The organism is Caldococcus noboribetus, assembly GCF_055389385.1.
In genome coordinates this window covers 1,144,701-1,157,800 of record NZ_AP042475.1, presented here as the reverse complement: position 1 = coordinate 1,157,800, position 13,100 = coordinate 1,144,701, and the positions used below count along the sequence as shown (strand labels likewise).

Sequence of the window (13,100 nt, the reverse complement as noted above, 5' to 3'; positions counted from 1 at the left end):
TACCGGTCCACCCAGCTACTCTTGATTATAGGACGTCTTATAAACGTTAGCGCGACGAGAATAAACCACGCTCTGATGAGGAGTATGCCATCGAAAGACTTTACATACATGTCAAACCTACGTTCTTGTGACTGGACGTGCTTACTTTACTTTAGCAGAGGGTCGAGTTGGGCGACTCACGTCTGGCTGCTATTATAAAGGAAATATTCAACGAACGGCAATATTGCAAGCGGAAGCAAGATAGTTAAGAGAAAAGCAAGTATCAGGGGATAGACTCCTATAGATATGTATACCATCTCATTAGTCGCCAACTCAAGGGATGCCCTTATATAGCCTCCAGGCATAGCGCTGTTGACAAGATAAACCGTTATTAGCACTCCTAAGAGGGAGTCCAAGGACCTTAGGAAGGGGCTTATGACGTTGTCCCTAAATATCCTGCTAGCAACGGTCAGGGCCTCAAAGATGGCTATGTACATTATTAGTATGCCCTCTGGATATGCGCTAGTAAGGTAGCTTAGGTAGCCCTCTGCTCCAGCTTGACGAAGTATAAAACTCAAGAGGAGAGGAACCAAGAACATATAGAGTATTACGTAGAGGAGCCCGTCTATGAGACCTTTAAGCGCTTCTATCATGGCCCCCCTTAAGTTCATCAAAGTCACCCTCCACTAAGCCTTGCTTCAAGGCTTAGAGTTATGGGATATATACCATAAATGCTCCCATTAAGTACAAAAGTTGCATAGGAAGCTTTCTCCAAGTAGCCTAAGGGCACACACACGTAAATGCTCTCCCCTTGTGATAGGGAGGACCTAACTACCGTTATGTTAATCTTATCGCCGTTAGCCAGTACAAGGGACAGCACAAAATGCGATGAATAAAGGGGTACGGCCCCATTATATGTGACCGTGAGCTTCTCTGAGCTCCCGTTGCAGGGCGGGGCTCCTTCCGTAGGCGATGCAGTTATGTTCAGCAGGCCCCTCTGTGACGAGGCGGAATAAATGAAATCTGCCAAGGGGTAAGTCATCACGAACACTATTACAAGACCTACTATTATAAACATGGCTCTAAGGCTAACCATCTACTTACTTCCCCCTCAGCAGTTCGACGCCTTTACCAAGTAGTATCGAGCCCGCCGCTAAAGCTATGCTTAGGAAGACTACCATTATTAGAAGTATAATTATCAGGTCTGCATACGTGCCCAAAGCTCCAAAGTTTGAACTTGTCGAGACGCTGGCCTGAAGATAACTCAAGGCGCCGCCAAATGTGGACTTGAACTTCTCCACGTTCTGAACTGAGAGATAAGCCTCTAACGCCAAGTAAAACACTATAACTATCAAAGCTAGTCCTACGCCTACAAGAGCTAGGCCTAGCCCCCTATTTTGATGGCCTTCAGATGGCGATCCCATTTAAAATCCCCCAGCTACCCTCTAATAGAGCTTTTAGGAAGGCTATTTATATGCAAAGTTAGTTATAAAGTGTAGCCAGAAGCCCTTAACTGAAGGAAATGAGAGCGGCCACTCCAGGAATTCTCTAAAACTTAGCTTATGGCTCTAACCTCGGCACTGTGACCTTCACATTATTGTTACAACTCTTAGGTTGCAAATACAGGTATTAACAGACATTATTTAATATGTATCATGATGTAATTTCTCAAGGGCAAGCATGAGTATCCTATCAAAAACTAAGTACGTGATTGAGATGACAAAGCCTCCCCAGCTAGGGCTGCTGACATTTACAGCGTATAGCGCTTACTTTGCGGCAGGGGGCACTCTTAATGTCGCTAAGCTGCTGCTACTCGCTATAACATCTGTCGGTTCCATAGGCGGCATAACAGCCCTTAACATGGTTCTAGAGGCGGATATAGATGCTATAATGGGTAGGACAAGAAAAAGACCCATACCATCCGGCAGGCTCAGCCATCGCGAAGGTCTTATAGCGTCGCTGATAATGATTGCAATAGGAGCGGCTGCCGCCCTGGCCCTTAACTTATATGTATTGCTTGCTGTCCTGCTTGCGTTCATCTTTGATATACCAATTTACACCATATTGCTAAAGAGAAGGAGTCCTCTAAACATAATCTTTGGCGGCATCGCCGGCGTCATGCAAGTATTGGGAGGGTGGGCCGCCGCCGCTGGCGGTTATAGCCTAGCATCGCTTTTCCTTGCCTTAGCAGTCTTAGCATGGATACCCATGCATATATGGTTTATAGTGTACTATTATTATGATGACTACAAAAAGGCGAGAATACCCATGTACCCCGTAGTGGCGCCGCCTAAGAAGGTTTCAGCCGTTGTAATAGGGTTCTTAGGTGTAATGCTAGCCAGCATGTGGCTCTATTGGGCCACTACTTCTAAGGGGTTGCTAGGTGACGTTCTGCTTACTCCATTAACTGCCGTGGCTGCCTATAAGATCTACAAATTCTCCGCCCTGCCTAGTAGAGAGGCGGCCAAGTCCATATTCATGTTTGCCAACCCAACTCTCATAGTCGCCTTCCTGTTTGCCCCCTTAGCTATACCTCACGTGGCGGCGCCATTAGTCCAGCTGGGCTCGCTGCCGTTGACGTGACCTTCTTGGGTAATTCGAGTCTGCCAGTCGCTCTGTGAAAAGTCATGATGTGGCCGTCACCGCCAAGGGGCCACATGTAGAAGGGCCTCCTTAATTGATTGACTTTGATTAAAGCCTTTACTACGCTATCTATGGCTTCTTCTTTGCTCTTCGCCTCCCTGAGCGCCCTAATTATGCTGACGCCTGGGCCTACGTAATTTATACACGGAGTCAGGCGGCCGTCTGAAAGCAACCTAACCCTCCTACAGCCCGCGCAGAAGAGTGGGTTGTTGAATGGTTTTACTATCTCCACAGTAACGCCGTTCTCAAGGACGTAGATAGGTCTGTTATGAAGGGGCCTCAATATAACCTTGCTGCTACGCTCTTTAAGCTTGGACTCTATGTAAGACAGGTCCACATGCATGTCTTTGAAGACCCTGAGGCCCTCATTTACGGGCTGAAGCTCTATCAGTTGAACGGCTATCCCCTTAGTTGAGGCAAAATCTATGATATCCCACACGTCGTTTATATTGACTTTAGTCACCGTAACGTTCACTTTTACCTTGAGTCCGACCTGTAGGGCCCTTTCTATGCCATCAATTACCTGGTCAAGGCCATCAACCCCAGTTATTATCCTATAATGTTCTCTGTTAAGCGAGTGAAGAGATACATTAACTCTTCTTAGACCTGAATCGTAAAGCGCTTTTGCGTAGATAGGAAGAAGGTAGCCGTTGGTTGTCATTGATATGTCTGTATCAGGGCCTGAAGCGCTTCTTATGTTAGATATTATAGAAGCTATGTCGCTTCTTACTAGCGGCTCCCCGCCAGTTATTTTGAACGCCCTTATGCCGAGCCTGCTGGCAGCCGCTGCCACTATATAGTAATCCTCTGGCTTAAGCTGGGGCGGGCTAGTCCCTATCCTGGCAGGACCGCCGGATGGGTCGCCCTCTATGTGACAGAAGAAGCACCTGTAGTTGCACTCCCTAGTTACGGCTATCCTGAGGTTGTCCAGCGGCCTACCATAGGCGTCACTGATGTGGGCGCCCAAAGCTCTTCCCATATCTTATAAATCATTAGAGAGATTAAATGTAGGAACACGGGCTAGCTGGACGGAAAGATAAAGCTGTTATACTGCATTAAAATCCCGGCGACATAGACACTCTTAGGGCTAGGGCTTGTTAACTGGAGTGATAGCCTCTCTAGTATCAGCTGACATAAATAGGGCGCAGGAGCTGGCTAACTCTATAGCCAAGCTTAACGACAAAGGGCACCTCCTCATGTACTACAGGAGGCTCTCTGAGGAGAAGCTTCTCTCTATAATAGTGCCCGCTGAGTACCCATCCACAGTAATCAACGCCACTATATCTATGTCCTTAGCCGACATAGGCGTTGTAGTTACAGGGTATGAGATGGATTGGAGGGATGGGGAGCTCTTGACGCTAGTTGACGCCTCGTCTTCACAGCTTGGGTTGACGGCGGCTGACTCCAGGGAGGGCGTAGAGAGGCTGGTAAAGAGTAGTGGCCTAAGGCTTAGCACAATAAACGCCTCTGAACTTGCTACGTCTCTATTAACATATGGAGAGAAAATATCGTCACGCAACGAAGGTTATGTATTCATAGACAGAGCGTTCCTAGTTAAAGGTGTTGGCCCTGTAGTCCTTGGCTATACCAAAACTAATGTGTATGTGCACGACAAGCTCTACGCAGTACCCATAAACAAGCAGATTGAAATAAAAAGCATAGAAGTGCTTGACGAAGAAATGGACTCCGTGGGACCTGGAGTAAGAATAGGCTTTGCTATCAAAGGGGCCGAAGTTGATGAACTCAAGGACGTTTACGCCCTAGTTCCTGAGCCCTCCAAAATAGTTAACAAACTAACCCTAAAAGTAAAGGCCTACCCTTGGACTGAGGTGCCAACTTCCGGCACATTGCATGTAGTGGGCGGAGGGGCAGCTGTAGTGGCAAGCATAGACAGATATGATAACAATTCTATGGAGCTCTCTCTATCTAGGCCCCTTCCACTGCTTGACAAGTACCTGCTAGTTAACGTGAATGCAAAACAAAAGCGCTCAAGGGTGCTTGGCTACCTGTTCTCCGGATGATATGCTATGGAGCTCACGAAGCTTAAGGAGAAGGTCATAAAAGCTACGCTAGATTCGTCTTCGCTTTACAGTAAGGTTAAGTCCAAGGCCGCTGAGCTTGCAAAGTTTCTGGAAGGAGGCTATTTAATCATATCCATGGGCAAGGCGTCAATACCTATGCTTAAGGGCTTCATTGAGGGCAGCGGCATAGAGCCTGACGAGGGCCTTATAGTAAAGCCTAAGTACCTTAGTTACGACATTACCCTCGATAAAATTGATGTAATAGATGCAGGCCACCCGCTACCAGACGAGGGCAGCTTGAGAGCCGGGGAGAGAGCCCTAGCGATTGCCAAGAGGGCTAAGGAGCTCGGAAAGCCCCTGGTGGTCCTAGTGTCAGGCGGGGGTTCAGCAATGGTTGAAAGTCCTATCGGAGACGTTAGCCTCAAAGACTTAATCACCGTTAACAGGCTTCTCCTCAACTCTGGGGCCTCTATATCGGAGATAAATATAGTAAGAAGGCACCTCTCTAGGATCAAGGGAGGAGGCCTAGTCAAAGCTGCTGGCAACGTCAAAGTTTATGGTCTTTATGCCAGCGACGTGCCGGGCGATTTCCTAGAGGACATAGCGTCTGGACCTACCGCTCCTGATCCCACGACGTTTCATGACGCAGTTGAGGTCCTGAGGAGGTATGGACTACTGGATCAGGTCCCTGAGAACGTAATTAAAGTCCTTCAAGAGGGTGAAATGGGGGTCCTTGAGGAGACCTTAAAACCTGGGGATCCGCGGCTTAGGGAAGTCACCAATATGATAGTTGCCAGCGTTCTTGATGTAGTAAAGGGCGTTGCTGAGGTTCTCTCAACGGACGGCTATAACGTCATTATATTAACAGCTACAGCCCAAGGGGAGTCAAGGGAAGTAGGCAAGTTCCTGGCATCGATAACCTTTGACATTATTAGGAGAGGCATGCCTGTGAAGCCGCCAGCGGCTATAGTTATTGGCGGCGAGACCAGCGTCAGCGTTAAGGGCCATGGCCTCGGGGGAAGGAACCAGGAGCTCGCCCTCTCTTGGGCCCTTGAACTGAGGAGGCTTGGCATAAGCGGGGATGAGGCCATGATGATAGCGATAGCGACCGATGGGATAGACGGTCCTACGGACGCTGCTGGAGCAGCCGTAACTCCGAGCTCCATAGATCTAATGTATAGGTCTGGCGTAAACCCTGTAAAGGCTCTGGACGAGAACGACAGCTACCATGCTCTGGACGCTATCGGTGCCCTGATAAAGACTGGGCCTACGGGGTCTAACCTTAATAATATTGTAGTAATTCTAGTGAACGGCCATGAGCGTTGAGAGCTTAGTCTACGACCAAGGCCTGCTTGAGGCATTAAATGCAGTTTCAAGGAGAGGCCTAAGAAGCCTTCTAGAGTCCCTTTTGAGGCCCCCCAGGAGGTTTTACCTAAGGGTTAACACGCTCAAGGCGGACACAAGCACTGTGCTAGAGTTGCTTTCCACAAGTGGCGCGAGGTTCTATGCCGATGAGCAACTCCCCTACGCTGTCTGGACTGACGTCAGGGGCCCATTTAAGGTGGACCTTCATGACAAGGTAGTTGTTGCCGACAAGAGGTCTGCAGAGTCAGTCTACGTGGGCAGCGACCTTTATGGGCCCGGCGTACTTAAAGCTGAAGGCGTCAGACCTGGCGATGAGGTTACCATAGTTACTATTGATGGCAGACCCGTGGCAGAAGGCCTAGCCGTAATGGACGGTAAAGAAATGGCTGAACATAAGAAGGGAGTTGCCGTCAAAGTTACTAAGTCTGTCTACGTTACCCCTAAGGTCAGGGAGTTGCCCGGCTTTAATGAGGGCCTTATCTACAGCCAGAGCCTGCCAAGCATGTGGGCAGTCGCCATAGCATCGCCGTTGCCGGGAGAGACCATAGTCGACTTCAACGCGGCCCCTGGAGGCAAGACTAGCCTAGCGGCGCAGCTGGCCGGCAGAAAGTCAAGGATAATAGCGATAGATCGAATAAGCAAGGTTGGAAGGCTTAAAGATAACCTCATTAAGCTTGGCGCGGACTGGGTTAACGTAATAGGCGGTGACTCCAGGAGGGCATCAACGCTGCTCAATATGGAGGGCAAAGCTGATCTAGTGCTTATAGACCCTCCGTGTACAAACCTGGGCGTAGTCCCCAAGTTGTACGATACCAAGTCGCTAGTTGATGCCGTTACCCTTTCGAGGTATCAGAGGCAGTTCATAAGCGAGGCATGGAAAATACTGAGACTTGGAGGAAGGCTTGTTTACTCAACATGTACGCTCACGGACCTCGAAAACGAGGCCAACATTATCTTCGCTACAGAGCTGGGTTTCGACGTAGTTAAGCCGTACCCAATGCCAAAGGAGGCCAGTTATAATGGGTTAGGCCTAAGGTTCTCCCCTGAAGACGGCCATCCCGGGTTCTTCATCTCGCTTATGGTGAAGCCCCATGCCTGACGAAAACTTTAAATTTAAGGTGGAAGTTATCGGGGACATAGCATTGGTTAAGCCTCCCCACGGAACGAAGCCTGACCTCGAGCTGGCCAGAAGGTATGGCAATGAACTCTTAAAGAGCCCAAGCATTAAGTCCGTGTGGCTCGTGGGAGGGCCTGTCGAGGGGCCTTACAAAGTTAGGAGCGACCTTGTATATTTGGCTGGAGAGAAAAGGACGGAGACTGTCTACAGAGAACATGGATGCAGCTTTAAGGTTGATATAGCTAAGGACTTTATAACGCCTAGGCTAAGTTATGAGCACCTAAGGGTTGCTAAGCTCATAAGGAGTGGAGAAGTTGTAGTTAACATGTTCGCTGGCGTTGGAATATTCTCGATAATAATAGCTAAGCACTCCGCTGCGAAGCTTATTCATAGCATAGATATTAATCCAGACGCTTTCGAAAAGATGGTCGAAAACATCAGGCTCAATAAGGTTGAAGGTAGAGTTCTACCGTACCTTGGGGATGCGGCCAAGGTCGTGGAAGAAAAGCTCGTAGGCGTCGCTGACAGGGTGCTCATGCCGCTGCCGGATCTGGCCATACCCTACTTTAAGTATGCAGTAGATGCCATCAATCGCGAAGGATATGTTCACGTTTATCTTCATGTACATGCTAGCAAGGGCGAAAACCCGGAGGACAACGCAAAGAGGTTGTTCGAGGAACAAGCGAGAAACATCGAAGCTAGCCTGGGCATCGAGTCCTCCCGCGTAGTAAGGATGGTGGGACCCCGCTTCTATCAGGTGGTATTGGATGTCCAGGTCAGGAAGCGATGAGATCCATAAGATACTTCTTGAGGAGAGGCTGATAGGCTATTTGGATCCCTGCGCTGAGAGCTATCTAATGAAGCTAAATGGTCCTTTAATCAGGACTACTAGCAGTTGCACGGGCAGAATAACCATTATAGAAGGCAAGTGGCACTGGCTCAGGGACTCAGCTAGGGTCGTGTTTAAGACCCACTCAAAGATAAGCGTATACCAGCTTGCCTCAGTGCTCGCCAGGCCTTTCGACAATCTCTGGCTTAAGGTAACGGGCCCTATAATACATGCCAGGGTTCGCGGCGCTGAAACTGTGAGACAGTTAATGTTAGTGGCCAGGGAGGCTGGATTCAAGCACAGCGGCATAATGTACATAGAGACCGACGGCGAGGAGTTTATTGTCGAGATGCTTAGCGCAGTGCAACTCTCTATGCCGCTTAGGTACCAGGGCCTCTGGACCATTAGGCCTGACCTGTTAAGCACTATTGTTGATATGGCTAATAGCGCGCTAGAAGACGGCTGGAGGAGGCTTGCTAGGCTTTCTGAGTTAGTTATGAGGGTACAGGCTTCTTTAGCTTTGCAAGGTTCCTCTTATACGCAAGGAGAGGGTGAGAGGCGCCGCAATCCATCGGGCAAAGGCCCCTGCTCTTCATGAACCTACAGCTATATGGCCTATACGTGGATCCAAGGCCCGCCTCTATCAAGCTTCTGGCCAAGGTTTCTCCAGCCTCGAGGTCTAGCCTAAATAGCCTAGCTAGCTCACCCCCTATGGTCTTATAGTCAACCCCAAGCGATGCCAAGAATGAAGTATAGGCATATACCTCCTCGTCAGTCTTAGCCCCCTCTTTAAGCTTCAACATGCAGGGTGGGAAAGCTTCAACGTTAGGTCCCTCCTGGCTAACAGACACCTTAGCGTCCCTTGCGTTCAACGCTATGATTGCTTCCTGGGCTAGCAAAAGCGGCTTGTAGTCCTCGGCACGCGCAGCATCTATTACCTTATATATAGCCTTCTCGGCGGCAAGTGACAAAAAGTCCCTCAAGGTTTCCTCGTCCATAAAGACGAGACCGCCCTTTACCATTGAGTTTACCAGGGACCACCTTTCATGAGGTACGGGAACTACAACTTTAAGGTAATCTGATATGGGGATCGCGTAGCTCAGAAGCTTATAGGTTATCTTACCACTCTTCAGTTGCGACCATGGAATCTTTACATGAGTCCGAACTACGTTGACCCCAAGTCTGTTTGCTAGCATAAGAAGGGTTTCCTCGTCCTCTCCTTTAAAGAACTCGCTGGCTCTCTTGGCCTCTGACTTTGAGAACATTTCCTCAAGCCTCTTCGAATTGGCTGCGGCGGCCGCCGCAGCCGCCAGGTAAAAGGAGGCCACTTCCTCCTCAGTACTAACACCCTGGAAGACCCTTACCTTGCCTTCCCTTATAGCGTCAAGAAGCCTTGTCTTAGCTAACTCAAAGACCTTTTGGTCTTCAGCCAGATCCTTAAGCGAGACCTGATAGCCGTAAGCCTCAGACAGGTACCTTTTGGCGTCCACTATGAAGGGATACTTTGAGTACGCTAGCAAGGCAGCTCTTCGTAACAGGTGTCTTTGTCAGACATTAATAAGGGTAAAGAGTCTCCACCTATGGTGGTAACGTGGAGGACTTAGCTTCCCGCATAGCGAAATGGGCTGTTGATCTTAACTTCAATAAGCTTCCGACCGAAGTTATTGAGGAGGCTAAGAAGAGAATAGTGGATACCTTAGGCGTCGCCCTTGGAGCCTTCAATGAAACTCCTCCTAGCATAGCTAGGTGGATTGCACAGTCATCAGCAAGCTCCAGGTTACCAGCCACCATATGGGGAACGAAGTTCATGGGGCCAGCGGACCATGTTACCTTCGCCAACGGCTGTGCCGCCAGGTACTTTGATTTTAACGACACCTACCTCTCCCGCGAAGCCCTTCATCCGAGCGACAATATAGCTCCAGTTATAGCTGCTGCTGAGATCGCAGAAGCAGATGGACGTAAGGTCATAGAGGGAATCGTGGCAGCGTACGAGGTTACGGCTAGGCTAGCAGATGCGTATAGCGTCAGGAACAGAGGATGGGATCACGTACTCTATATAGCAATAGCTTCAGCAGTGGGCGCAGGTAAGGTACTTGATCTTGACGAGAACAAGATGACTCAGGCAATAAATTTGGCCACGGTAAATGCTGCTGCCCTTAGGCAGACAAGGGCAGGAGAACTGAGCATGTGGAAGGGGTGCGCCGCCGCCAACGCCGCGCGCAATGGCCTCTTTGCGGCTCTCCTGGCCTGGCGCGGCATGACAGGTCCCTCGCCCATATTCAGCGGCGAGTTTGGCCTCTTCAAAGTGGCCCTGGGAGGCGACACCTTTGATATACCAAGGATGGGAGGGGAAGGTAACGAAGGCTACAAGCTCCTCCAAACTAGCATAAAGTACTGGCCCGTTGAGTACCATGCTATGAGCGCTGTTGAGGCCGCGCTAAAGATAAGGCAGGAGGCTGGCCCAATAAGTCCGGATGAGGTAGAGTCCGTTAATGTTGAGACGTTCACAGTTGGATATAATATAATAGTTAAGGACCCTGAGAAGTGGGACCCAAGGACCAGAGAGACAGCTGACCACAGCATGCCTTACATAATAGCCGCAGCGCTCCTGGATGGAAAGGTTTGGCTTGATACCTTTAGGCCTGAGAGGTACCTAGCCGACGACGTAAGGAAGGTGCTTAAGGTGATGAAGGTCACTATAAGCCCGGAGGGTGACAAGCTGTATCCTGAAGGGATAAGGAACTCTATAACGGTAAAGTTAAAGGACGGCCGCACTTTCACAGAGACGTCAATATATCCGCCAGGCCACTACAAGAACCCACTTAACAAGGAGGGTGTTGAGTCTAAGTTTAAGTCTCTGGTGGGAAGTTCCGTGCCCAGCAATAACGTAGATGTTGGCCTAAGAACTCTCTGGAGCTTTGAGAAATGCTCAAATGTAAGCCTAGCCTTGAGGCTCTTCTCTCGCACAGACCAACTATGATATCCCTAAAAGGGCGTTTTCTTTGAACGATGCAAAGGAACCATCGCTTTTACCTTCTTTTAACTTGTCTTCTTCCAACTCCACCAGGACTCAGAAGGTAAGCGCCTCCCAGGACGCCTATGACAACTCCAACTATAAACATGCCGCCAGCTAATATGCCTCCTCTTTTAGCCAAGTGAGCATAGTAACCTTCCGCGCTCTCCGCGACTGAGAGCTGCTTCTCATAATAGTATAACTTAGCGCTGAGGTTGTTGACTTTCTGCACGAGATTTCTAACGCTACCATTCAGCAGCGAAAGCTGGGAGTTAAGTGAGGAGATGACTCCATCGATGTTCATCGACTGAGGCACCATGCTTTCTACTCCTGGATATAAGGTCTCGGCGGCCTCCAGGGAGTTTACGGAGGCCAGCTCGAACGGGTTAAACCCAACTGCAAATAAGTTAAGGCTCACGTTAAAGCTGCCGCCTGGCTTCAGTACGGGAGTTCTTATGAAAGTAATGATGTATGCCTGCGACTCGTTTATTCCAAATAGCTTGCCCTCTAGGAATTCTACCGAAGATGGATAGTCCGTGGAGCTTATACCTAAGGCCATCACCGGTGATGAGTTGCTGGAATATGCCGCTAATGCTGTTGATATGAGGCCTGAGACTTCAGAACCGTTGAATAGGTTTAAAACTCTGAAACTTCCATTTGACGTATTTTCAAGCTGCGCTGCCGCGCTCCAGGAGCCTGTCAAGTTAGCAGCCCCTACGCCGTAAGCTAAGTAGGCAAACGCTGGCCTGTCTCCTACGTTAGCGATCGATATAAGGACTCTCACGTAAGGTTCGAGCCTACTAAACGTCATGTAAACTTCTATGCTGAATGGGTACGCCAGGTCGCTCGCAGGAGTCAGCTTCAAGGTCTCGGAGTTGTTGGTGCTCTGCACCACGACAGCCAGCCAGGTAGTTGAGGATAGGTTACCTGGCAGCAGGACTTTCGTTGAGTTAGGAGGAGATATTGATATCAGAGGGCTCGGCACTTCTGTGTTGCCCGTAGGGACTATTGGAAGTAACGAGGGAGATGTAATATTAACAAGCCACGAGGAGGCCCTTAAACCGTTGTGTAGGTTAAGCTCCATATAGTAAAACAGGTTGCTTACCGTAAGGGTTCCGTTGGTGGCGCTCGGAGGGGATACGCTAAAAGGCAGCTCTGCAAAGGCGTAAGGTTGCAAAGAGAGCGCCAATACGCTAATAATGAACATCATAATTATTAGGGAAGTCATAATATTCGCAGCAAGCCTCCTCGCATTCAATGCCTAATGGCACCTTAGGTGAAGCGGGTTCCAAGGGACTTTAAAAATTATTGAGACCTTGACTCTTTACTGTGATGAAAGGTTGAAGGTAAACATAAAGGCCAGAGTGTTCAGCGGTTTAGGCGAAGGCGAGTTCTTCGTCAACCTATATGCTAAGAACATAAGGAAGGCCCTAGGCTTTACTCCTTTTCCAGGAACCCTTAACCTCAAGGTGGAGGAACTTTACGTCGACGCACTTTCTAATACATTAAGTAGAATCGACCCTATTATAATAGAGCCTCCCATGGTTCCTGGCATGAGACTTGGAAGGGTTCTAGCTTATCCTGCGCTCCTTAACTGTACGGTCAAAGTTTTTATAGTGAGGCCAGAAATAACCGTGTACAAAAGCGATGTTATAGAACTTATAGCGGAGGTTAAACTTAGGGACCTCCTAAACCTGACTGACGGCTCAGAGGTATTAGTAACTATAGAAACGCCCGGATAGCAAAGCTCACCTATAGCATTTGTACTTTGGTAACTATGATAATGAGTGTCACCAATTTTGAACTGCAGACGCAGTGGTGCGTTTACCTAAAACTTACTTTAGTCGCGCATTCCTTGTCTTCATAAAACTCCAGCTATTGCTTCAACGTGACGCTATTAAAATAATAGCAACCTTAAAGGCTCAAGTTGTAAAGGTAGTTTTCATAAGGTTAGCTGCTGGCTAAGAAACCCTTGGCTCGTGTCGCGCTTTACCACGGCTTCTCGCCGAAGGTCCTCATGAGAAGCCTGGCAGCTATTACTAAGGGATCCCACACCGGTGATAGCAGGGGCTGATAACCATAGTCTGCGTTAAAGAGATCCCATACAGTGCCCTTCCTGGTCAACAGCGAGGC

Annotated in this window: 15 protein-coding genes; 8 read left to right on the top strand and 7 right to left on the bottom strand. The window is 49.0% G+C overall.

All coding sequences use genetic code 11. The features are described 5' to 3' along the window. Positions 1-176: 176 nt before the first annotated feature. Genes ACZ5GQ_RS06155 through ACZ5GQ_RS06145 form a run of 3 tightly spaced genes read right to left on the bottom strand, consistent with a single transcriptional unit; the run spans position 177 to position 1,403 of the window. Entirely contained in the window at positions 177-650 is a 474-nt protein-coding gene (locus tag ACZ5GQ_RS06155; protein WP_498856286.1) for a hypothetical protein, read from the bottom strand. Positions 651-655: 5 nt separating this feature from the next. Then, positions 656-1,075 (bottom strand): hypothetical protein, encoded by a 420-nt coding sequence (locus ACZ5GQ_RS06150; RefSeq protein ID WP_498856285.1) that lies wholly within the window; start codon positions 1,073-1,075, stop codon positions 656-658. 4 nt (positions 1,076-1,079) lie between these two features. After that, positions 1,080-1,403, bottom strand: a complete 324-nt coding sequence (locus tag ACZ5GQ_RS06145; RefSeq protein ID WP_498856284.1) for a hypothetical protein — start codon at positions 1,401-1,403, stop codon at positions 1,080-1,082. Between the two features lie 256 nt (positions 1,404-1,659). Between ACZ5GQ_RS06145 and ACZ5GQ_RS06140 the strand changes: the two genes are divergently transcribed. Beyond that, positions 1,660-2,562, top strand: coding sequence for a protoheme IX farnesyltransferase (locus ACZ5GQ_RS06140; RefSeq protein WP_498856283.1), 903 nt, complete (start codon positions 1,660-1,662; stop codon positions 2,560-2,562). Here the strand turns inward: ACZ5GQ_RS06140 and moaA are convergent. Continuing rightward, positions 2,507-3,589, bottom strand: coding sequence for a GTP 3',8-cyclase MoaA (gene moaA / locus ACZ5GQ_RS06135; protein ID WP_498856282.1), 1,083 nt, complete (start codon positions 3,587-3,589; stop codon positions 2,507-2,509). The genes ACZ5GQ_RS06140 and moaA overlap by 56 nt on opposite strands. A 127-nt stretch (positions 3,590-3,716) precedes the next feature. Between moaA and ACZ5GQ_RS06130 the strand changes: the two genes are divergently transcribed. The 5 genes from ACZ5GQ_RS06130 to ACZ5GQ_RS06110 are packed head-to-tail and all read left to right on the top strand — an operon-like array spanning position 3,717 to position 8,552. After that, complete coding sequence (locus tag ACZ5GQ_RS06130; protein ID WP_498856281.1) at positions 3,717-4,643, top strand: hypothetical protein; 927 nt, start codon at positions 3,717-3,719, stop codon at positions 4,641-4,643. Between the two features lie 6 nt (positions 4,644-4,649). Further along, entirely contained in the window at positions 4,650-5,969 is a 1,320-nt protein-coding gene (locus ACZ5GQ_RS06125; protein WP_498856280.1) for a glycerate kinase type-2 family protein, read from the top strand. Then, positions 5,959-7,107 carry a PUA domain-containing protein gene (locus tag ACZ5GQ_RS06120; RefSeq protein ID WP_498856279.1) on the top strand — a complete coding sequence of 383 codons (1,149 nt, stop codon included), beginning with the start codon at positions 5,959-5,961 and terminating at the stop codon, positions 7,105-7,107. Before ACZ5GQ_RS06125 ends, ACZ5GQ_RS06120 begins: the two co-directional genes overlap by 11 nt. Further along, positions 7,100-7,915, top strand: a complete 816-nt coding sequence (locus tag ACZ5GQ_RS06115) for a class I SAM-dependent methyltransferase (protein WP_498856278.1) — start codon at positions 7,100-7,102, stop codon at positions 7,913-7,915. Before ACZ5GQ_RS06120 ends, ACZ5GQ_RS06115 begins: the two co-directional genes overlap by 8 nt. After that, positions 7,893-8,552: a tRNA(Phe) 7-((3-amino-3-carboxypropyl)-4-demethylwyosine(37)-N(4))-methyltransferase gene (locus tag ACZ5GQ_RS06110; RefSeq protein ID WP_498856277.1), complete on the top strand. Its 660-nt coding sequence runs from the start codon at positions 7,893-7,895 to the stop codon at positions 8,550-8,552. The genes ACZ5GQ_RS06115 and ACZ5GQ_RS06110 overlap by 23 nt, the downstream gene beginning before the upstream one ends. On the opposite strand, the gene ACZ5GQ_RS06105 is transcribed toward ACZ5GQ_RS06110, so the two are convergent. Continuing rightward, the gene (locus tag ACZ5GQ_RS06105; RefSeq protein WP_498856276.1) at positions 8,449-9,474 is read right to left on the bottom strand and encodes a hypothetical protein; all 1,026 of its coding nucleotides are present in this window, start codon (positions 9,472-9,474) and stop codon (positions 8,449-8,451) included. The two genes, ACZ5GQ_RS06110 and ACZ5GQ_RS06105, sit on opposite strands and share 104 nt — an antisense overlap. 71 nt (positions 9,475-9,545) lie before the next feature. Here ACZ5GQ_RS06105 and ACZ5GQ_RS06100 point away from each other — a divergent pair, with 71 nt between their 5' ends. Further along, positions 9,546-10,934 carry an MmgE/PrpD family protein gene (locus ACZ5GQ_RS06100; protein ID WP_498856275.1) on the top strand — a complete coding sequence of 463 codons (1,389 nt, stop codon included), beginning with the start codon at positions 9,546-9,548 and terminating at the stop codon, positions 10,932-10,934. A 49-nt stretch (positions 10,935-10,983) separates the two neighbouring features. Here the strand turns inward: ACZ5GQ_RS06100 and ACZ5GQ_RS06095 are convergent, their stop codons facing one another. After that, on the bottom strand, positions 10,984-12,225 hold the full coding sequence (locus ACZ5GQ_RS06095) for a hypothetical protein (RefSeq protein WP_498856274.1): 1,242 nt from the start codon (positions 12,223-12,225) through the stop codon (positions 10,984-10,986). An 82-nt stretch (positions 12,226-12,307) separates the two neighbouring features. On the opposite strand from ACZ5GQ_RS06095, the gene ACZ5GQ_RS06090 reads away from it, so the two are divergent. Beyond that, a complete protein-coding gene (locus ACZ5GQ_RS06090) occupies positions 12,308-12,709 on the top strand; it encodes a DUF120 domain-containing protein (RefSeq protein ID WP_498856273.1) in 402 nt (133 codons plus the stop codon). Between the two features lie 247 nt (positions 12,710-12,956). Here ACZ5GQ_RS06090 and ACZ5GQ_RS06085 read toward each other — a convergent pair whose 3' ends face one another. Then, positions 12,957-13,091 carry a hypothetical protein gene (locus ACZ5GQ_RS06085; RefSeq protein ID WP_498856272.1) on the bottom strand — a complete coding sequence of 45 codons (135 nt, stop codon included), beginning with the start codon at positions 13,089-13,091 and terminating at the stop codon, positions 12,957-12,959. Between the last annotated feature and the right edge of the window lie 9 nt (positions 13,092-13,100).